Source organism: Variovorax sp. GW531-E2 (genome assembly GCF_059423125.1).
Map to the genome: position 1 here is coordinate 40,834 of NZ_JBWKXQ010000004.1, position 19,213 is coordinate 60,046.

The following is a 19,213-nucleotide window of genomic DNA, read 5'->3' on the forward strand; positions in this document are numbered from 1 at the left end:
GCTTTGAGGGCTGGTCCGTGAGATGAATTGTGCGCCTCGATCTAGGTAAAAACCCGTAGCAAAACGAACCGCGGTGTTCACGGATTCGAAACAATTGAAGGCCGTGGGCGCGCCTCAGGCGTTCGCGACCGCACTGCCAAAGAGCGCCAACGCCGGGGCGATCCGCTCGGCGGGCGTGTTGCCGAACCCGAAGACGAAGCCGGTGCGGACCTGCTCGCTCAGGCAGTAGGCGGAGATCGCGGGCACGTCGATGCGGTGCGCCAGCAGCGCCTGGGAAACCGCCGCATCGTCGATCGGCGTGCGCGAGATGGCCGACAGGTGCAGCCCCGAGCCCGTGGTCGACAGCTCGAAATCGCGCCCCACCAGCGTCCTGAAGCAGTGCTCCATGAGCTGCGCGCGTTCGCGATAGCGCACGCCCATGCGCCGGATGTGGGCCGCCAGCTGCCCGCTCGCCATGAAGTCGGCCACCACGCCCTGGGTCGGCATGGAGGCCTTGAACGAGAAGATCTGCGTGGCGCAGGCGAAAGCGTCCGCCAGGTCGGGCGGGACCACCAGGTAGGCCAGGTTGAGCGCGGGCGAGATGGAACGGTTGAAGTTCCCGATGTAGATGACCCGCCCCCCGTGGTCCAGCGCCGCCAGCGGAGGCAGCGGCCTGCCACGGAAATGGAAGGCGTTGTTGAAGTCGTACTCGATCACCCAGGCATTGCGCTCGTGCGCCCACTGCAGGAGGGAGAGGCGCCGCTCCAGCGGCATCGTGCTGCCGAAGGGGAACTGGTTGGTGGGCGACGCCACGATCAGCCGCGCGTCGGGCGCATGGCTGTCGAACCGGCTGCTGTCCAGGCCCTGCAGGTCGATGGGCACCGGCACCAGGTCCGCGCCGAAGCCCATCAAGGCGGCAAGCCGCGTGATGTAGCCCGGGTCTTCCACGATGATGCGATCGCCGTGGTCGGTCAGCACCTGGCCTGCCAGCACGAAGCCCTGCGTCGTGCCGTCGACCACGAGCACCTGGTCCGGCAGGCAGGAAATGCCGTGTGCCTCGCCCACATAGTCCGCGATCTGCTGGCGCAGTTCGGGCAGCCCCATCGGCGAGCCGTAGCCCAGCTCCGCGGCCGGCGCCGAGCGCCAGTACTGCGACGAGACCTTGGCGAACTGCTCGAACGGCAGCTGGTCGAGCGCGGGCACGGTCGGGCTGAGGTCGAACGTGGCATTGCGCTCGGGCGGCAGCGCCAGTTCGGACATCGCCTGCGCACGCCGCGATATGTGCCGGGGCGCCGGCGCGGCGACAGGGGCGCTCGACGGCGCCCCGGCCGGCGCGCTGCGCTCCTCGGGCAGCACGGCGGCAATGTAGGTGCCCGCCCCGACGCGGCCGCTGACATAGCCCTCGGCCAGCAGCCGTTCGTAGACCAGGACCACGGTGTTGCGCGACACGCCGAGTTCCGCGGCCAGCTGGCGGGTGGGCGGCAGCCGCGAGTTCTTGGAGATCCGGCCCTGCACGATGGCCTGGCGGATCTGCTCGAACACCTGCACGTGCAGCGGATCGGACCCGCTGCGGTCCAGCGAGAGCGAACTCCAGGTCGGGTAGTTGAAGTGCCGCGGCATACGAGATCTCCATGCCGCCCATGCCGGACAGGGCTGCGGCGGCCTTCGAATATACGGCCCGGTCGCCCGCGCTAGGCGCCCGCAAGCATGCGCAGCACCTCCTCGTGGCGGCGGGGGTTGCCCGATGCGACCAGCCGGTTGCCGGAGTAGATCGTGAGCGGACGCCCCTCCCAATCGGTGATGACGCCGCCGGCGCCCTCGATCACCGGCACCAGCGCGCAGTAATCGACCTCGCGGTGGCGGCCGCAATCGATGCCGATGTCGATCGTTCCGTTGGCGATGCAGCCGTACGCATAGCAGCTCGATCCGTACACGCACCATTTGGCGGCGCTGCGCAGCGTCTCGAACGCCTCACGCTCGCGCGGCCCGAAGGGCTCCGGGTTGCTGCACGACACCAGCGCGTCGGCCAGCGACGGGCACTCGCGGCTGCGGATGCGCTGGCCATTGAAGGTGGACGGCTGGCCCTGCGCCCCGGCCCATCGGTCGTTGGTGATGGGGTGGTCGATCACGCCGATGATCGGCGTGCCGTGGCGCGCCAGCGAAATCAGCGTCCCGTAGATGGGAATGCCCGTGATGAAGGCCTTGGTACCGTCGATCGGGTCGAGTACCCAGACGTACTCGGCATCGAGGTCCTGGCCTTCGAACTCCTCGCCGAGGATGCCGTGCGAGGGATAGCGGTGGCGGATCAGCGTGCGCAGCGTCTGCTCGACATGCTTGTCCACGACGGTGACGGGGCTGTCGTCCTCCTTGGACTCGAAGCCCCTGCGGCTGTACAGGTTCTCGCGCAGGATGGCGCCGCTGGCGTCGGCCAGCCCATGGGCGAAGGCGAGGAATTCGGCCATCGCCGACTCGGGAACGGAAGAAGTGGACACGCGGTCTCCTGGATCAAGTGGGCATGGGCCCGGTGCCGTGCTGCGCCGGCAAGTGGCGAAGATGGCGAGACATGCGGTGCTCCAGCCGCCGCACCAGGTGGTTGGCGGCGAACGCGAAGGCAAGGTAGATCAACCCGGCCGCAATGAAGATCTCGTAGGGGGCGAAGGTGCGCGCCACCAGGGTGTTGGCCACGCCCGTCAGCTCCGAGAGCGTGATGGCGCTGGCCAGCGAGGTGCGCTTGATCGTCTTGATCACCTCGTTGCCATAGGCCGGCAGCGCCAGCAGCATCGCCCGCGGCAGGATGACGTGGCGGTACAGCGCACCGAACGACAGTCCGAAGGCCTGCCCGGCCTCGACCTCCCCGTGCGGCACCGCCTGGATCGCCCCGCGGAAGATGTGCACGGCGTAGGCCGTCGTGTTCAGCACGAAGGTGATGACGGCGCACCAGTAGGGCTTGCGCAGGTAGGGCCAGGCCCAGCTGTCGCGCACCGCATCGATCTGGGCAATGCCGTAGTACACGATGAAGATCTGCACCAGCAGCGGCGTTCCCCGGAAGACCTGCGAGAAGACCTCGACGGGCCAGCGCAGCCACCAGGCCTTCTGGACGCGCACGATGGCCAGCGGCACCGCCAGCAGCGTCGCGAGCACCATCGTGATCGCGAAGAGCTCCAGCGTGAGCAGCGCGCCCTGCCAGAGCACCGGAAGGCTCTCGACAATGAGTTCGACATCCATGGTCAGGCCGTCCTTTCGCCACGGGCACCGCGGCGCTCGAGCTGATGCAGCACGAGCGAACTCAGCACGGTCAGCGTGAGGTAGATGGCGCCGGCACTGAGGTAGAAGAACAGGGCGCGGCGCGTATCGCTGGTGGCCAGTTCGGAGGCCTTCATCAGCTCGCTCAGCCCCACGATGGAGATCAGCGAGGTGTCCTTGAGCGTCGAGATCCAGATGTTGCCCAGGCCCGGCAGCGCCAGCCGCAGCATCTGCGGGCACTGGATCACGAAGAAGATCTGCAGGGTGCCCATGCCCACGGCCATGCCGGCCTCCACCTGCCCGCGGGGAATGGCCGTGAGCGCGCCGCGGAACACCTCCGAGGCGTAGCCGCCGAAGATCAGTGCCAGTGCAAACACACCCGCCGGATACGGCGGGATCTCGACCATGCCCGCGTCGGGCCTGACCAGCGCGAGCAGCCGGCTCAAGACCACCGTGCTGCCGAAGTACACCATCAGGATCAGCAGCAGTTGCGGGATGCCCCGTATCGCCGTGATGTAGGCCTCGGCCAGCCAGCGCACCGCCTTGAAGCGGGACAGGCACGCCGCCGCGCCCAGAAGCCCCAGCGCGATGCCGAACACCGACGACACCAGCGCCACCTCCACGGTCGTCCAGGCGCCCTGCGCGATGGTCGGCCCCCAGCCGTTGAACATGTCCATGGTGTCGTCAGAAATCGATGAGCGGATTCGGCGGCACGACGGCGTCAGTGCCAGACTGCAGGCAGCACACTGAAGCTCCAGTACTTCTGGTTGATCGCCTTGAAGGTTCCGTCGGCAAACATGCCCTTGAGCGCCGCGTTGATCTCGTCGCGCAGCGCCGTGGCTCCCTTGGGCAAGCCGACGGCCACGCCTTCGCCCAGGTACTTGGGCGCCTCGATCTCGGGGCTGACGAACTCGTAGTTGCGCCCTTCCGACTTCTCCAGGAAGTCGGTGCGAACCTTCATCGGACTCACGAGCATGAGGTCGATGCGGCCGGCCACGAGGTCCAGCAGCATGTTCTCGGCCGAGTCGTAGCGCGTGATCTCGACGCCGGAGAACTCGCCCGCAAGGTAGCTGTCGTTCGTGGTGGCCCGCTGCACGCCCACCACCTTGCCCTTGAGCGCGCCCGCGTTGGGCGTGTTGTCGGGCTTCATCGGGAGCAGCCCTCCGTTCTTGCGGCCCACGAAGCGCGCTGTGGAGGCCCGGTAGGGAACGGAGAAATCGATGCTCTTCTTGCGCGTCTCGGTGATCGAGAGGCTCGAGGCGACGATGTCGATCTTCCTGGAAAGCAGCGCGGGAATCAGCCCGTCGAACCCCAGGCAGACGAACTGCACGTTGGCGTTCATCCGCCGCCCGATCTCGCGGGCGATGTCGATCTCGAAACCCTTCAGCTCGCCCGATGCATCGCGGTAGTTGAAGGGCGGATAGGTGCACTGCACTCCGGCCTTGATCTCGCGGCCCATGGCGGCGACGGAGCACGCGGCCAGCAGGCCTGCGAACAACCATTTCTTCATTTCGTCTCCAGTTCTTGGTTCGTGATGTCGTGGCTACAGAACGCTGTCGAGGAACTTGCGGCAACGCTCGCTGCGCGGATTGCCGAACACGTCGGCCGGGGCCCCGCGTTCCTCGATCTTTCCCTTGTGCAGGAAGGCGACCTCGGTCGAGACCTCGCGTGCGAACGCCATCTCGTGGGTGACCATCACCATGGTGCGCCCCTCCTCGGCCAGCAGGCGGATCACCTTCAGCACCTCGCCCACGAGCTCGGGGTCGAGGGCGGACGTGGGCTCGTCGAACAGCAGCAGCTTGGGCTCCATGGCCAGCGCGCGGGCGATGGCGCAGCGCTGCTGCTGGCCGCCGGAGATGTGGGCCGGATAGTGCCGAAGCCGGTCGCCGAGCCCGACCTTCGCCAGCAGCGCTTCGGCCCGTTCCGTCGCTTCGCGGCGCGACAGCCCCAGCACCTTCATGGGCGGCATGGCCACGTTCTCCAGCACGGTCATGTGGCTCCACAGGTTGAAGTTCTGGAACACCATGCCGATGCCCGCGCGCAACCGGTTCACCTGGCTCTTGCTGGCGGGACTCGCCTGCCCTGCCGACGACCGGCGCATGCGGATCTCTTCGCCATCGATGGCGACGGTGCCGGCGTCGGGCACTTCGAGCAGGTTGAGGCAGCGCAGGAAGGTGCTCTTGCCCGAGCCGCTGGCACCGATCAGCGTGACCACGTCGTGCTCGTGGGCGCACAGGTCGATGCCGCGCAGCACGTCCAGCGCGCCGAAGCGTTTCTCGATGCCGGTGGCAGACACGATCTGCCTGCCCTGTTGTCGTTGGGGGTCGCTCAAGTGAGTTCCTTTTGAACGGTGCTGGCGCTTCGCCTAGAAGGTCCCGGGATAGGCCCCGCCGTCGAGCAGCAGATTCTGTGCGTTGATGTAGCCGGCATGGGCACTGCACAGGAAGGCGCAGGCACGGCCGAACTCCATCGGATCGCCGAAGCGCGCGGCCGGGCTGCGGCCCTGCCATTCGGCCTGCTCGGCCTCGAACGAGCGCCCCGACCCGGCCGCGGCAGCCTCCACCGTGGCGCGCAGGCGGTCGGTGGCGAACGAACCGGGCAAGAGGTTGTTGATGGTGACGTTGCGATGCGCCGTGCGCCGCGCCAGGCCGGCCACGAAGCCGGTGAGCCCGCTGCGCGCGCCGTTGGACAGGCCCAGGATGTCGATGGGCGCCTTCACCGAGGACGAGGTGATGTTGATGATGCGGCCGAAGCCGCGATCCATCATGCCGTCCACCGTCGCCTTGATCAGCTCGATGGGTGTCAGCATGTTGGCGTTGAGTGCCACCATCCAGTCGTCGCACGTCCATTGGCGGAAGTCGCCCGGCTTGGGGCCTGCGGCATTGGTCACCAGGATGTCCGGCGCGGGGCAGGCCTCGAGGACGAGCGCCCGCCCCTGCACCGTGGTGACGTCGGCGGCCACCGTGCGCACGTGCACGCCGGTGGCTTCGCGAATGTCGTCAGCGGTGGCCTCGAGCGCTTGTGCGCCGCGCGCCACGATGGTGAGCGATGCGCCGTCTTCCGCCAGCGCGAACGCGCATGCCCGGCCCAGCCCCTTGCTCGCGGCGCAGACCAGCGCCGTCTTGCCCTTGATACCCAGATCCATGGCGCCCCCTTGCCTCAGATGAAGTTCGCGGCGACCGTGCCGAAGCGGTCGAACGAGGATTGCACCCGCATGCCCTGCGACGCGCGGTACTGCCGCGTGAAGGAGCCGGACATCACCTGCATCCCCGCCTCGAGGGCCAGCCCGAATTCGGCCAGCTTGTTCGCCAGCCACAGCACCGAGAGCAGCCCGCCGCCCTGCATGACCGCCGAGCCGGAGGCCGTCTCGCTGACGGTGCCGTCGACCTGCACCGTCACGTTGGCGCCGGCCAGGTCGCGGTTGTCTGCCGTCAGCGGCACGGCCGCCCCCGTCACATAGGCCTTTTGCTGCGCGTTGTCCGCCATGGCCAGCGCCAGGTTGCCCGCGAACGGACCGCGGACCTCCACGATCTCCAAGGCCGGCGCCGCATGCGTCACGGCGGCAGCGACCTCCTCCAGGCTCACGCCCGGTCCGCGCAGCGTCTTGCCGATGGTCAGGCACAGCTCGTTCTCGAAGCCCGGCGCGATCAGATCGGAAAAGCGATAGGCCTGGCCGCTCGCATGCCGGCCGCTTTCCAGCAGATAGCCGAAGCAGGGCTCGTGCACCTGCTGCTGCACGCGCATGGCCTCGGCGGTGAGGCCGACCTTCCAGCCCGTCTGCCGCTCGCCCCTGGCCAGGCGCTTGTGCAACAGGGCCAGCTGCACTTCGTAGCCCTGCTGCAGGGAGAACTTCCCGGCCCATTCCGACGGCATGTGGCGTCCGTCCTCCATGGCTTGCCAAAGGGCGCCCGCAATGTCTTGGGTGTTCATCGCATCCTCATCGTGTGGTTGGGTGGTGTTCCAGGTAGGCGGCCAGGCGGCGAACGCCGTCGTCCAGGCGCGGCGTGCCGCTCGCGTAGCACCAGCGCAGGTAGCCTTCGCCCTCGGGGCCGAAGGCCACGCCGGGCGCCAGCCCCAGCCCGGCCTCGGCCACGAGCTGCTTGCAGAACGCGAGGCTGTCCGTCACGCCTTCGACACGGAAGAAGGTGTACATCGCGCCCCGCGCGGGCGCGGCGAGCTCCACCCCCGGCACGCTCCCCAGGCGCGCCGCCAGGTGGTCCCTGCCCTGGCGCAACCGCTCGACGGTGCGGGCAATGGCATCTTCCCCGCGCGACAGGGCGACCACCCCCGCCGCCTGGACGAAGGGCGGCGCGCAGGTGCTGCTGTACTCGATCAGCTTGCCGATGTCGCCCAGCATCGCCGGCGGCACGACGATCCAGCCCAGGCGCCATCCGGTCATGCGCCAGGCCTTGGAAAAGGAGTTGCAGCTGATGACCCGGTCCTCGGGCCTCGCGATGTCCAGGAAGGACGGCGCGCACGGCGCATCGAAGCTGATGCGCTGGTAGACATCGTCGCTGACGATCCAGATGCCCAGGCGCCGGCAGTGCGCGAGGATCGCTTCCTGCGCCTCGCGCGAGAGGGTCCACCCCGTCGGGTTGTTGGGCGCGTTCAGCAGGAGCGCGCGGGTGCCCGGCCGAAGCGCTTCCAGAAGGCGCTGCTCGTCGAGCACCCAACCGGCCGCGGTGAACTGCAATGCGACGGTCTCGACGTGCGCGCCCAGCACCTTGGGCATCTCGACCAGGTTGGGCCACAACGGCGTCACGGCCACGACGCGGTCGCCGGGGTTCAGCAGCGCCTGCAGGGCCAGCATCAGCGCATGCGTGCCCGAACTCGTCACCGCCACCCGTTCGACGCCGATCGGGCCATGCCAGCGCGACAGGTACCGGGCGATCTCCTCGCGCAACGCGGGCTCGCCCAGCGTCTGGACGTAGAAGGTGCGCCTGTTCTCGAGGGCTGCGATCGCAGCGCCGCAGATCTCGTCCGGCGTCTCCTCGTCGGGCTCGCCGAACCAGAAAGGCAGGATGTCCTTGCGGTCCATGCCCGCATTGGCGACCTCGCGGATCTTCGAGGACCGCAGGGCCTGGACTTCGGCGCGTGCGACGGTCGATGGCGGGCAGTGGGAGGCGGCGCTCTGCATGTCGTGCTTGTCTCGGTGTTCTATGGCCTGCATGCTCCGACGCCGCACGGTGCGGGACAAGGACCAATTCCGCGCGCCGAGGCGGACCAATCGCGGCGAACCGGCCGACAGCGATGCGCGCGGCCCCCTGCGGCCACCCCGACGTCCGCAGACAGCGTGGCCGTGCGACGCCCTGCTTCTTCGCGACGGCCGACCATCTCCGGCGATGCGCTGCTGAACGGCGCTATTCAGCAGAACGGCCGGAGCCAATGGGTTGATTGCCGCCGGGAATTGCCCCTCTGAACACAGTCATTGCCGTCGAAAAGGGGCTCCCGTCAAACGCTTCCCCTGCGCTCAACGGCCAGACGAACAAAGAGGCTGCATTTCCTTGGCAAGACAGCACTTTCCCGGGCACGACCGCCCATGGAGAGAATTCGAAATAAAAAGGGCAAAAAAAAGGCCTGCCTTCGAAAAGGCAGGCCTTCATTGAAAAGCTCGAGGAGCCGGTTTCAAAACAATTAACCCCCATAAAAAGTGTTGATTGTTCCTTTGATGCCAGGGTTCGAATCATGCTTGAGGACAAAAGTACCTCTCAGATTGTTGATACGGTTTAGGCCCGCTTGGCCGGTAGGGCCGACGGCCTCGGTCTGCGACAGGAAGGTTCGGTTCAATGACTTTGGGCAGCGCTTTCCACGAAACCACAGCTTCATCTCGGCAAAGAAGACTTCGCGGCTCGTGTTCTTCCTCTTGCCCGCTTGCTCGGGAGCCGCATAAATGATCTAGCCCATCGTTCGTGCTCCTTCGCACGGTTCAGTCCCTCACTCAAGAAACGTGCTCTTGTTCAGATCTTCCTAGTCCGGCACTGCCACCGAGTACGCTCCGATCTGCGAAGCGACACCAATCGCAACGTAGAACCTTAAGCGTCCAAATACCCACTGGTTGTCGGCGAAGTGAGTCGCCGATTTTCACGGCCGTGGCCCGATCGCCTCATCGCGCCAGAAGATTCAGCTCATCGAGCTCCTCGATCAGATGAGTTGCGAGCTTTTGCACGGACGCGGGCGTAGGGTGGCGCAGATAGGAACACGCCAAGAGCGTTAACGGGTGTACACCCAGAACCGCAGCCAGTTCGTCGACCTTGGCAACGGTAGGCTGCTTCAGCCCTCGTTCCAACGAAGAGATGTAGGTTCGGCTCGATACCTGGTCGAAGGACTCCTGCGGCAATCCCTTGGCCTTGCGGACCATGCGCAACGCGCGTCCAAAGTCGGATTGAGGGGGGCGATGCGCCGCAGATTTCATCCTCTCTATTGCGTCATTTAGAATCCCATAGGGCTACAACCTATAGGGCTCATTTTTATGTTTATGACGATGGATTCGCATGAGGTGAGGATCTCTTCCATGCTGGCCGGGCCTGGTGCGAGATGTTGGAGAGCGATTCAGTTGAACTTGTCGATCCCGTTCTTCTTTCCCACCTGGGTAGTGCATGAAGACGACCTCGAGGTTCCGGAGCGAGCTCTGCTGATCTATGAGAGCGACTTCCTCGATCTCTTCGAGAGCGTGGGGCCGCAGTCGCTGCGACACCTTCAGTATCTGGCGCCAATGGAGAGCGATCGTGATCGCTGGAAAATTCGGGACATTCGAAAGATCTGGTCGGCAACCAGCGGCGATGCCGATCAAGTCGAACATCTGGTCCTCGAAGATGAGAGCGGAGCGCAGTTCACACACTACTACATGGGCACTTCGTTCCGCATTCGGCATCAGATCTGGCCGGTCAACTGAGCATGGAAATCCCGCTCCTGCTATCCCTCGCTGTCGTCTTGGTTCTTTTCTACTGGGTCTGGATCGCGTCCCCGCGTTCTATCCAGACCGGGCGCGCGCAGTTGCTCCGGGTGCAAAGCCAGGCATCCGGTGCGACCTTCTTCCCGGTCGACCCGCGTCGCATGCTGGGCGATTGGGATGAGACCTGCATCCTATTCGATCCCGATGCCCGCAAGGCCTGCATCGTCAGTGGCGGAAAGAGAGCCCGGACGGTCGATTCCGAGTACTTCAACAGCTGGCAACTCAAGTGGACTGAATATCCTGGAAATCCGGTCTTTCGCTTTCAGCACGTGCACTTCCTCTTCGAGACCAGTGACTTCGACCGCCCGACGATCCGCGTCGCCGTGCTCTCCAGGTCCGATGGTGAGGCCTGGAACGCCAAGCTCTCGATCCTGATGCCCTGAATACGCTGCTGTGGTCGAGCTATGAGTGACATCCAGTCATCTATCCGCACGATCCAGCAAGTGCTGGCTGCCGCGACTGCGGTCTCGGGTGGGGACCTCGAGGCGGCCATCCTCTGGTACAGGAACGAGCCACTCGCGCTGTTTGATTGCAGGACCGCCGAGTCGCTGGTAGCCGAGGGGCGAGCCGCCGATGTGCTCCATCTCCTTGAGTCCTTCCAGGCGGGGTTTATTGGGTGATGAGGCCCTGCACTTGCCGTCTACCCATGGCAGAGGCGACGCTGACCCAGGATGCCGTTGGCCGCACGGGTGATTCCAGCGATTTGCTGTTCCTGGATATCGACGGTGTTCTTCATCCTGTCGGCGTGGACTACTCGTTCAGCAGCAGGTTCTTCAGCCATTTGCCGCGCCTGGAGGAGATCCTTCGTGAGTTCACGTCTGTGGATGTCGTCATCTCGTCGGATTGGCGACGAGCCGAAAGCATCGAGCAGTTGCAGCGCTATTTCAGTGCTGACATCCAGCATCGGATCATCGGAGCGACGCCGCAGATTGACCCCCATGTAGTGGTCCACCACCGGCGCCAGTTGGAAATCCAGGCCTGGCTCGATGGGAATGGCCGCAGCGACGCGGAATGGGTCGCACTTGACGATTGGCCCTCGAACTTCGAAGCGGGCTTCGCGCGGCTCGTCCTCACCGATCCCAAGCTTGCATTCGATCAAGACAGCTTCCAGGAACTGCGCTCGCACTTCCTGCGGTTTGTGGCCGGCCGATGCTTCGTCGCCACTTCGGCGCACATGAAATGAAACCTCTCACCCCGTCAGGCCCCCATGCGCGACCCGAGCACGAGCAGTCAGCGCCAAAGCTGATGTTCTTCGGCGACCCCCATGGCGACCTCGAGCCCGTGATCGCTGCGGTCGAGCGCTTCCGGCCTGAGGCGATCATCCTGCTAGGCGACATCCAGGCGCGCCGGCCTCTGCACGTTGAACTGGGGTCGATCCTGGATCTCACCGAGGTCGCATGGATCCCAGGCAATCACGACACTGATTCGAATGGTGATTTCGATCACCTGTTTGGATCCGAACTCTCAGATCGCAACCTGCACGGGCGCATCGTAGAGATCGCCGGGTACAAGGTCGCGGGCCTGGGTGGCATCTTCCGCAGCAAGATCTGGGATCCGCGGCGGCCGATCGAAGAGGCGGCGTTCCAATCGAGCGACGCCATGCGCCGCACCATGAAGCGCGAGGAACGGTGGCGCGACGGCATCTCCCGCAAGCACCGGTCCTCAATCTTCCCGGATGAGTACCAGCGGTTGCTGCGGAGCGGACCCGCCGACATCCTGGTGACGCACGAGGCGCCGTCGGCTCACCCGCACGGCTGGCAGGTGATCGACGAGCTCGCCGAGAAGCTCGGCGTCCAGCTGGTGGTTCACGGCCACCACCACCGGTGCATCGACTATGTCGGGGAGGGCTTGATGACCACCGCGGCGCCGTTCCGGGCCTTCGGCGTCGACATGGGCTCGCACCTGGCGTGGCCGCGGAGTCCCCAGGAAGCAGCTGGGTTGGAAAGCCCGCCACAAGACTTACTGAATCTCGCGACCCAAGTGTTCGGCGGAGCAACCGAAGCCTGGTTAAACAAGCCGCACGAACTGCTCGATGGTCAAACGCCGGCGGCGTTCGCGGCCGGGGGTGGCTCTGACAAGGTGCGATCGATGCTCAACGCCATTCAACACGGCGGTGTCGTATGAGGGCCGATGGATATGGGCCAGGAGATTCAGGGTGATCCTATTCCTAGATTTCGACGGCGTGCTGCATCCGGAGGGGGAAGATCACATCCTCAACGGCGGCGTCGACTTCTGCTTCCTGCCACGCCTGGAGGCGTTGCTGCGCGAGTTCCCACACGTGAAGATCGTCATCAGTTCATCCTGGCGCGAGCAGCTTCTCTACAAGACCTTGCTGAAGCCGTTCTCCAGCGACATTCGGGCCCGCATTCTCGGAGCCACGCCTCATTCGGGCTTTGGTCTTCCGCCGCCGTATGGGAAGCGCGAAGGAGAGATCCTTGCTTGGCTCCAGTTGCACAATGCGGCCGACGAGTCCTGGGTCGCGCTCGACGACGCCCATTGGCAGTTCGATCACTGCAAGGATCATCTGGTGCTGTGTGGCTCGTTCGTCGGCTTCGACGGCAAGGCCAGCGCCGAGCTTCGCGCTCGCTTTGAAGGAGCACCTCGATGAAAGTACTGATCCTCTCCGACCTTCACCTCGAGTTCGCGCCCTTCGAGCCGGTACCTGATCTCGAATTCGATGTTGTCATCCTCGCCGGTGACATTCACTCGCCTGCGAAGCGTGCCGTCCAGTGGGCGGCGGATCGCTTTCGCGGCAAGCCCGTGATTTACCTCCTGGGCAATCACGAGTACTTCGATGGTCGCCTGGACACGACACTGGCCGAGGCGCACCGCGAAGCCGAAGGCAGCAATGTCCATCTGCTCGATGGTGACGAGTTGGTGATCGATGGCGTACGCTTCCTTGGCGCAACGCTGTGGACCGACTTTGCGCTCGCCATCGAGACGCCCGAAGGTCCGGTCAGTGATGCCGGACGCGCAATGAAGATGGCGACCAATCTGCTGAACGACTACGCGTTGATCCGCACGGTCGACGAGTCGGCCGAACCCGATACTTGGCGCGACAAGCAGGGAAGAAAACTTCAGGCCGCCGACACGCTGCGGATTCATCAGTCGCAGCGGGCCTGGCTGCGCAACAGGCTCGCGGATCCATTCGCTGGACCGACGGTGGTGGTGACGCACCACGCGCCTCATCGCGGCTCACTGGCGCAGCGCTACGCTGATGACTGGTCTTCAGGCGCTTTCGTCACCGAGCTTCCAGATACTTTCTTTGAGGTGCCCGTGCTCTGGGTGCATGGTCACACGCATCAGCAGTTCGACTATCGAGTTCGCTCTTGCCGGGTTGTGTGCAACCCGCGCGGCTACGTGAACTGGAGCGGCAGGATCGAGAACAAAGCGTTCGATCCTGCCCTGATCATCGACGTGAAACCTTCCGCCATTGAAACGGCTCGTGGAATTACTCAATCATGATCAAAGGCGCATGCCGAATGACGCGGCTAACCCCTCAGGCAAATGATCTCCCACGTACGAAATCGACGTCCGTCTGGACCGCGAAGGTCGGATCGAAGGAGCTCAGGAAAGAAGACTTCGTCAGTCTTTTCAAGAAAGATCCCCTCGAACACGTCGGACTGGTCAAACACGGCGTACCCGCACTCTTGATCGAGTTGGTGGCCAGTGAAATGGGCGTGCCGAGAGACAAGCTGCTAATCATTCTTGGCCTGCCGCGCGCGACCATTCAGCGAAAGGCCAGGAAGAATCTGCCTTTGTCGGCCGAAGAGTCGTCCAGAGTGCTGGGAATCAGTCGCCTCATTGGGCAGACACAAGCCATGATCGAGACATCCGGAAATCCCGATGGCTTCGATGCGGCAACATGGGTGGCTCAATGGCTCGATCAGCCCTTACCCGCTCTCGGTGGGCAGCGACCTGCGGAGCTGATGGACACTGCAGAGGGCCAAGTGTTCGTATCGAACATGCTCTCCCGTGCTCAGAGTGGCGCCTACGCGTGACGTTGGCGCTATGGCGTATCGAAACTGATACTGCCGATTCACCGCCGATGAATGGCATGAAGGCGCCGAGATCACAGGTGGCTACAGGCAGTGCCAAGGGTTCCTCGTGGTGCCGGCGCGTATCGTGCAAGCCGGTGCTCCGGTCCTGTTCGGCATCACCGACACATGGTGCGCGCGCCATGCAAGAACGGCCATCGTCGGACTATTACAGCGAATCGACGTAGCACACAAAAAAGACCCCCGAAGGGGTCTCGAAGGTTTAAACCTTCAACCACACGTAGTAGTGGTGTTCACCAATCACGAGAACCACGGCGTTTTCGTTGTTCCTGAACGGGTAGCCGAAATGTTGAATTTTCAGAATCATGGTTTTTCTCCTTTCCGAGCCTTGGTCAAGCCTAGGCGTCACTTTTATTTATCGTAAGAGCCAGAAAAGAACCGAAAAATCCATTCATATCGCGCTACCTGCGCTGCGCTACCTACCAGCCGTTCATGGCTCGCTGAGGCCAGGTCGCCCAACCACGCAGCGGAATTGCATAGCTGCTCCGCACCAACACACGAGCTAGGCGGTCACGTGACTGCCTGCTCTTGAGCTAAGGAGATGACCGCTCGGGGTCGGCTTCGATGCCAACTGCTGTCGGCTTTCATGCAAGCTTGCGGGCTCAGCGTCGGCGCTACAACGGCGCGGCACAATGCGTCTATGCCGAACATCGCCTCAATCCTCAAAGCCGAAATCTCCCGTGTTGCTCGCAAAGAAGTGCGCGCTGAGATCGAAACGCTCAAGAAAGCATCCGTCGCGCATCGCGCGTCAATTGCTGAGCTACGTCGCCAAGTGAATGCGCTCGAGAAGGAACTGCGCCGTGTTGCGAAGGGAGCGACGCGCCCCGCCACAGCGCCTGCTTCGGACGATGAACGGGCTACAGGCACGAAGCGCCGATTCAGCGCAACCAGGTTGGCGGCACACCGCGCAAAGCTCGAGCTCTCCGCGGCGAGCTATGGGCAACTGATCGGCGTTTCCGGGCAAACGATCTACCACTGGGAACAAGGCAAAGCACGTCCGCGGGCGGCACAACTCGAAAATCTTGCGTCGATCCGAGATCTCGGCGCGCGCGAAATTGCGGAGCGCCTAACCACACGGTAGTCAGAGCTTTTCGCAGATCAGCGAGGGATCGCACAGCGAAGTCAGTTCGCCGATGTACGAGGCGAGCGCCTCCCGGACCGAGGCCTCCCCTGCGTCGCAGCGACTCCCCATGATGATGTTCACTGCAACGTCGATCTTCTTCCAAGGACACACCTTGGATCGAAGCATGTCCAATCCCCATTGGTTCAGCCCTGCCTCGATGATTCTTTCCACGCAGATCACCCGGCCATGAAACGGTTCACGCGCTTCAGGCGGTAGCGCTGCGAGTGCGCGCAGCGCCCGCTTGTCTCCGGTCAGCAGCCTTGTATCTGGCGCTGCCACGAGCGATGCGAGAAGCACCGCCTCACCGGCGTCGATGCCCAACACGTTTTCGAAGTCCCCAAGGCTTTGGCTCGCAGGCTCTATCGGCGCCTGCATCAAGGCAATGGCTTCTAGCACGCGGTCGGCCGCCTCGACTGCGTGGAACACACGCATGTCGAGCTTGCTCTTTGCCTTGATGGCCCGGTACTTTGACGAGGCGAGCGTGGTGCACTCTTGCATCGGAATGCCCATCAACGACGGGATCTCCTCGAGAAGCCCCCAATGCGCCAGCTTGCACAGCGCGTCGACGTCGATCAGCAGACGCACGCCTCAGTTCGCTCCATCCCAGCCGGTGATCTGCGACACGAGGTCCTGCAGGTCATCGGCGACGCGGCTGAGATCCAGGTGCGAGCGCAACTGCTGCAGCAGCGCCCCCTCTGGATCCAAGTCTTCACTGAGGAAGTTCAGCGCCGTCAGCGCGGTAGGCCAACGCTTCGTGAGAAAGGCATATCTCAGAACGAAGTGTCCCGCTTCGATACCCACAGCGCCAGCAGCGCCGCGGGCAAGTACCGCGATGTCCACAGGCGCAGCCAAGGCTGGCCATTTGGTCACATGCGCCGTCACCTCGTCGCCGCCCAGCGTCTGGAGCGCGAAGCTGTCTGCTTCTGCTTCCTGGCCGTCTGTCGACAACTCGGTTGCATACGTGCTCGTCTCCTGAAGCGATACATCGATGATGGAGGATCCGGGGCGCAGATGCCCCAGTGCGATGTGTCCGATCTCATGCGCCAGGATGAAGCTCAGCCAAGCCCGCGACGACTTCTTCTTTGCGATCACGATGGCCGGACGTCCACCCAACTGCAGCGCAGCCCCATCCATCTTGCGCACGCCCACAGGCAGGTGCGGCAAGGGAATGACCGGGATTCCGTAGGCCCAGCACAGGTCCAGAAGGGCACTGAAGCCGAACTGGCCATCGCGACCACGCATGGCGAGCGCGCGCAACTGGCCCGGATCGTGAGGCAGCGGAACGTATGGGGTAGGCAAGGCGGCCAGCACTGCCTGTGCGAGAGATGACGCAATGAAGCTCGCGGCCGACAGTGAAGATGCCTCGATGTTGACCGAGTGCTTGTAGGCAACGCTGGCCATGGCGCCCTTGGGAACGATCTGACCCGACAGCAGCGGCTGAAGCTCGACGCTCAGCCGTCGACTGACGTGCATCGCCAACTCCGCCGCGCCGCCGTGCTCCTTCTCCAGTGCAGGGTCCCACCAGTCAGGCAGCAACCGGCGCACTTGCGCGCGCGTCAGGCCGATCGCCGACACGGCTTGGTAGATGGTCTTGGCATCCGGATGGGTCACTGCATGTTCCTGGTTGCCGTCAATGGCGCGTTCTTCAGGACGGGCCCCAACGCCTCGATCAATCGGGCGAGCAAGTCGGCCGTCTCCGGCCGCCCGTCCCAGACACGCTCGAGCGCGTCTCGCACACGGGGATTATCGAGCACGCCGCCTATCTCTGTTATGCCATTTTCTAAATCAATATTTGCATAATCCAGTAGCGGCCGAATGGCCGCCGTCACGGACTTCGTCCGCCCGCTCAAAAATCGGCTGACTGTGGGCTGGCCTACACCTGCAGCCAGAGAAAGCGCATTCACAGACATGCTCTGTCGCTTCAGGTACAGCCTGAGTGCTTCCCTGGCCCGGACCGCTTCCAATGTGGTGGGCTTTGCTGTTCTTGGCATAGTTGCATTATATAATGCATAAAATGAACACCCCCTCCATCACCGAACGCGAGTTGCGCCAAACAGTGCGTTCGCGACTGCTCGCGGACGCCACCAAGTCGGGTGGAAGGCTCTTCGAAGAGTTCGGCATCGAAGGTGGGGAGGCACGAGTAGACCTCGCGTTGGTGGGCGCACAGCTCAGCGCTTTCGAGCTGAAGAGCGATCTCGATTCGTTCGCACGCTTGCACAACCAGATTCATGCCTATAACCGCGTCTTCGACCGGGTGACACTGGTCACGGGTCCGGTCTATTCTGAGGCCAGTCTGGCCTTGATGCCTGCATGGTGGGGCGTCTGGTCAGCCGCGCGCCGCATGGACGGCACGCTCGCGCTGCGTGTGCTGCGAAAGCCGAAGGCCAATCCAGTGCAGGACCGCCTGAGCATGGCCATGCTGTTGTGGCGCACCGAATGCATCGAAGCGCTGGCGTCGCACAGGGGCGAACTGCCGCCCAAGCGGGCCACGAAGTTCGAATTGCAAGAGATGCTCGCGCGGGAACTGAGCGTGCGTACGCTGCGCGAAGCTGTCACCAGTTTTCTGCGCAAACGACAGGCGGGTTTCTTGCCGTCGACTTCGCTCGCTTCAGATGGCTCCTCGGATGCCGTTGCTTTTGCGCTGAACTGCTTGGCATAAGCCGTGGCGCGGCGTGCGCCAACAAGGTTGGCAAAACACTGCGCATGTTCGCGCAAAGAAACCGCAGTTTTGATGTATCCGGGGAAATCCCGTAATCCAGTGTAAGTAATCGTGACGTACCCTCTAGGCACAAAGTCTGGAGGGATCAATGCCTGCGATATGGAAATACCTGCCCGTCCTGAAATGGAAGCAGGGGGAACGGATCGCCTTGAGCAAGCTCACGGGTGCCCAATGGGATGGAATGGTCCCGCTGATCGAAATTCTCCCCATCGACCCCAAAAAGGGGACGCTCTCCGAAACGCTGGTGCCTTACATCACCAAGATTGGGGGGCAGATGGCCAAATCGATTCCGGTGGGCACGCCCATCGCGATCGACATTCGGTACTTCATGCCCACCTACGCAAAACAGACCCAGGTGCTCACCTCGATCTGCAAGCGGCTGTCGGCACTGACCGGTCGTCAGATCATCCCGGTCATCACGGAGGCGATGGTTGCGCGCCCGGCAGACCTGCCGGATCTCACTAAGGCCTTCGAGGTCTTCGTGCTCAGGATCCAGACACACGGCGTGACCTCCGACCAGGTCAAGGATTTTGTGAAAGTTGTGGTCGGCGCGGGTATCGCCAAGTCGAAACTTCATCTGCTCGTCGATCAGTTCTCGATCGTGGGTGTCGCCCCCGCGGCGTGCATCGCGGCCGTACAGCCTTATCTTGACGAGGCGCTTGCGGCCGGGTGCAGCAGCACCACGCTCGCCGGTGGCTCATTCCCGCTGAACCTCGTGGGCCGCAAGCAAGGGCTCCACGACATCGAGCGCGTTGAATGGAAAGCTTGGAAGACGTTGGTTGCCAAACCTGCATACGCAAAGGTGCTGTTCAGCGACTACACCGTAAGCAACCCGGCTCCGGCGCCTGACATCGACCCCACCATGATGAATCCGTCAGTGGCCATCCGCTATGCCAGCGACGGCTTCTGGCGCCTGTTCAAGGCTGGCGGTTTCAAGAAGGGGAAGCAGGATCAATACAAGAACCTGTGCATCCTGCTCAAAGGTGATCCCGTGTATTCAGGCGCCGCGTTCAGCTTCGGCGACGATTGCTACGACAAAGCGTCCGTCGGCGTGCTCGGCAATGGCAACCCGACCAGCTGGCGGCGCGATGCCGCGAGTCACCACCTGGTGTTCACCTCGTCGGCCATATGAGACAGCG

At 63.7% G+C, this 19,213-nt stretch carries 24 protein-coding genes; 11 read left to right on the forward strand and 13 right to left on the reverse strand.

Annotated elements, in window-relative coordinates:
- Positions 1-114 precede the first annotated feature (114 nt).
- From pdxR to AC07XP_RS04275, 10 genes are all read right to left on the reverse strand, one after another.
- Positions 115-1,599 (reverse strand): MocR-like pyridoxine biosynthesis transcription factor PdxR, encoded by a 1,485-nt coding sequence (pdxR, locus tag AC07XP_RS04230; protein WP_492698929.1) that lies wholly within the window; start codon positions 1,597-1,599, stop codon positions 115-117.
- A 71-nt stretch (positions 1,600-1,670) separates the two neighbouring features.
- On the reverse strand, positions 1,671-2,471 hold the full coding sequence (locus AC07XP_RS04235) for an inositol monophosphatase family protein (protein ID WP_206167823.1): 801 nt from the start codon (positions 2,469-2,471) through the stop codon (positions 1,671-1,673).
- Positions 2,472-2,484: 13 nt separating this feature from the next.
- Positions 2,485-3,204: an ABC transporter permease gene (locus AC07XP_RS04240; RefSeq protein WP_062480468.1), complete on the reverse strand. Its 720-nt coding sequence runs from the start codon at positions 3,202-3,204 to the stop codon at positions 2,485-2,487.
- 2 nt (positions 3,205-3,206) lie between these two features.
- Positions 3,207-3,899 carry an ABC transporter permease gene (locus AC07XP_RS04245; RefSeq protein WP_062480466.1) on the reverse strand — a complete coding sequence of 231 codons (693 nt, stop codon included), beginning with the start codon at positions 3,897-3,899 and terminating at the stop codon, positions 3,207-3,209.
- 44 nt (positions 3,900-3,943) lie between these two features.
- The gene (locus tag AC07XP_RS04250; protein ID WP_495263890.1) at positions 3,944-4,732 is read right to left on the reverse strand and encodes a transporter substrate-binding domain-containing protein; all 789 of its coding nucleotides are present in this window, start codon (positions 4,730-4,732) and stop codon (positions 3,944-3,946) included.
- Between the two features lie 33 nt (positions 4,733-4,765).
- The gene (locus AC07XP_RS04255) at positions 4,766-5,554 is read right to left on the reverse strand and encodes an ABC transporter ATP-binding protein (protein ID WP_070063414.1); all 789 of its coding nucleotides are present in this window, start codon (positions 5,552-5,554) and stop codon (positions 4,766-4,768) included.
- 33 nt (positions 5,555-5,587) lie between these two features.
- Positions 5,588-6,367, reverse strand: a complete 780-nt coding sequence (locus AC07XP_RS04260; protein ID WP_495263891.1) for an SDR family oxidoreductase — start codon at positions 6,365-6,367, stop codon at positions 5,588-5,590.
- A gap of 14 nt (positions 6,368-6,381) precedes the next feature.
- The gene (locus AC07XP_RS04265) at positions 6,382-7,152 is read right to left on the reverse strand and encodes a 2-keto-4-pentenoate hydratase (RefSeq protein WP_495263892.1); all 771 of its coding nucleotides are present in this window, start codon (positions 7,150-7,152) and stop codon (positions 6,382-6,384) included.
- A gap of 7 nt (positions 7,153-7,159) precedes the next feature.
- Positions 7,160-8,359, reverse strand: a complete 1,200-nt coding sequence (locus AC07XP_RS04270) for a pyridoxal phosphate-dependent aminotransferase (RefSeq protein ID WP_495263995.1) — start codon at positions 8,357-8,359, stop codon at positions 7,160-7,162.
- A gap of 966 nt (positions 8,360-9,325) precedes the next feature.
- Positions 9,326-9,580, reverse strand: a complete 255-nt coding sequence (locus AC07XP_RS04275; protein WP_495263893.1) for a helix-turn-helix domain-containing protein — start codon at positions 9,578-9,580, stop codon at positions 9,326-9,328.
- Positions 9,581-9,775: 195 nt separating this feature from the next.
- Here AC07XP_RS04275 and AC07XP_RS04280 point away from each other — a divergent pair, with 195 nt between their 5' ends.
- The 9 genes from AC07XP_RS04280 to AC07XP_RS04320 all read left to right on the forward strand — a co-directional run bounded on the left by AC07XP_RS04280 (position 9,776) and on the right by AC07XP_RS04320 (position 15,313).
- Positions 9,776-10,114, forward strand: a complete 339-nt coding sequence (locus AC07XP_RS04280; protein WP_495263894.1) for a hypothetical protein — start codon at positions 9,776-9,778, stop codon at positions 10,112-10,114.
- A 2-nt stretch (positions 10,115-10,116) separates the two neighbouring features.
- Positions 10,117-10,557, forward strand: coding sequence for a hypothetical protein (locus AC07XP_RS04285; RefSeq protein WP_495263895.1), 441 nt, complete (start codon positions 10,117-10,119; stop codon positions 10,555-10,557).
- A 21-nt stretch (positions 10,558-10,578) separates the two neighbouring features.
- On the forward strand, positions 10,579-10,794 hold the full coding sequence (locus tag AC07XP_RS04290; RefSeq protein ID WP_119554461.1) for a DUF2384 domain-containing protein: 216 nt from the start codon (positions 10,579-10,581) through the stop codon (positions 10,792-10,794).
- 26 nt (positions 10,795-10,820) lie between these two features.
- On the forward strand, positions 10,821-11,357 hold the full coding sequence (locus AC07XP_RS04295) for an HAD domain-containing protein (RefSeq protein ID WP_495263896.1): 537 nt from the start codon (positions 10,821-10,823) through the stop codon (positions 11,355-11,357).
- Positions 11,354-12,298 (forward strand): metallophosphoesterase, encoded by a 945-nt coding sequence (locus tag AC07XP_RS04300; RefSeq protein WP_495263897.1) that lies wholly within the window; start codon positions 11,354-11,356, stop codon positions 12,296-12,298. The genes AC07XP_RS04295 and AC07XP_RS04300 overlap by 4 nt, the downstream gene beginning before the upstream one ends.
- Before the next feature lie 31 nt (positions 12,299-12,329).
- A complete protein-coding gene (locus AC07XP_RS04305) occupies positions 12,330-12,782 on the forward strand; it encodes an HAD domain-containing protein (RefSeq protein WP_495263898.1) in 453 nt (150 codons plus the stop codon).
- Complete coding sequence (locus AC07XP_RS04310; protein ID WP_495263899.1) at positions 12,779-13,639, forward strand: metallophosphoesterase; 861 nt, start codon at positions 12,779-12,781, stop codon at positions 13,637-13,639. The genes AC07XP_RS04305 and AC07XP_RS04310 overlap by 4 nt, the downstream gene beginning before the upstream one ends.
- Complete coding sequence (locus AC07XP_RS04315) at positions 13,636-14,175, forward strand: Xre family toxin-antitoxin system antitoxin (RefSeq protein ID WP_495263900.1); 540 nt, start codon at positions 13,636-13,638, stop codon at positions 14,173-14,175. Before AC07XP_RS04310 ends, AC07XP_RS04315 begins: the two co-directional genes overlap by 4 nt.
- Before the next feature lie 697 nt (positions 14,176-14,872).
- Complete coding sequence (locus tag AC07XP_RS04320) at positions 14,873-15,313, forward strand: helix-turn-helix domain-containing protein (protein ID WP_495263901.1); 441 nt, start codon at positions 14,873-14,875, stop codon at positions 15,311-15,313.
- Here the strand turns inward: AC07XP_RS04320 and AC07XP_RS04325 are convergent, their stop codons facing one another.
- Genes AC07XP_RS04325 through AC07XP_RS04335 form a run of 3 tightly spaced genes read right to left on the reverse strand, consistent with a single transcriptional unit; the run spans position 15,314 to position 17,265 of the window.
- Positions 15,314-15,940: a hypothetical protein gene (locus AC07XP_RS04325; protein ID WP_495263902.1), complete on the reverse strand. Its 627-nt coding sequence runs from the start codon at positions 15,938-15,940 to the stop codon at positions 15,314-15,316.
- A 3-nt stretch (positions 15,941-15,943) separates the two neighbouring features.
- Positions 15,944-16,966, reverse strand: a complete 1,023-nt coding sequence (locus AC07XP_RS04330) for a hypothetical protein (protein WP_495263903.1) — start codon at positions 16,964-16,966, stop codon at positions 15,944-15,946.
- Positions 16,963-17,265 (reverse strand): hypothetical protein, encoded by a 303-nt coding sequence (locus tag AC07XP_RS04335; protein ID WP_495263904.1) that lies wholly within the window; start codon positions 17,263-17,265, stop codon positions 16,963-16,965. The genes AC07XP_RS04330 and AC07XP_RS04335 overlap by 4 nt, the downstream gene beginning before the upstream one ends.
- Positions 17,266-17,369: 104 nt before the next feature.
- On the opposite strand from AC07XP_RS04335, the gene AC07XP_RS04340 reads away from it, so the two are divergent.
- Together AC07XP_RS04340 and AC07XP_RS04345 are read left to right on the forward strand one after the other, a co-directional pair.
- Positions 17,370-18,014: a sce7726 family protein gene (locus AC07XP_RS04340; protein WP_495263905.1), complete on the forward strand. Its 645-nt coding sequence runs from the start codon at positions 17,370-17,372 to the stop codon at positions 18,012-18,014.
- A gap of 148 nt (positions 18,015-18,162) precedes the next feature.
- Positions 18,163-19,206: a beta family protein gene (locus AC07XP_RS04345; protein ID WP_495263906.1), complete on the forward strand. Its 1,044-nt coding sequence runs from the start codon at positions 18,163-18,165 to the stop codon at positions 19,204-19,206.
- Positions 19,207-19,213 lie beyond the last annotated feature (7 nt).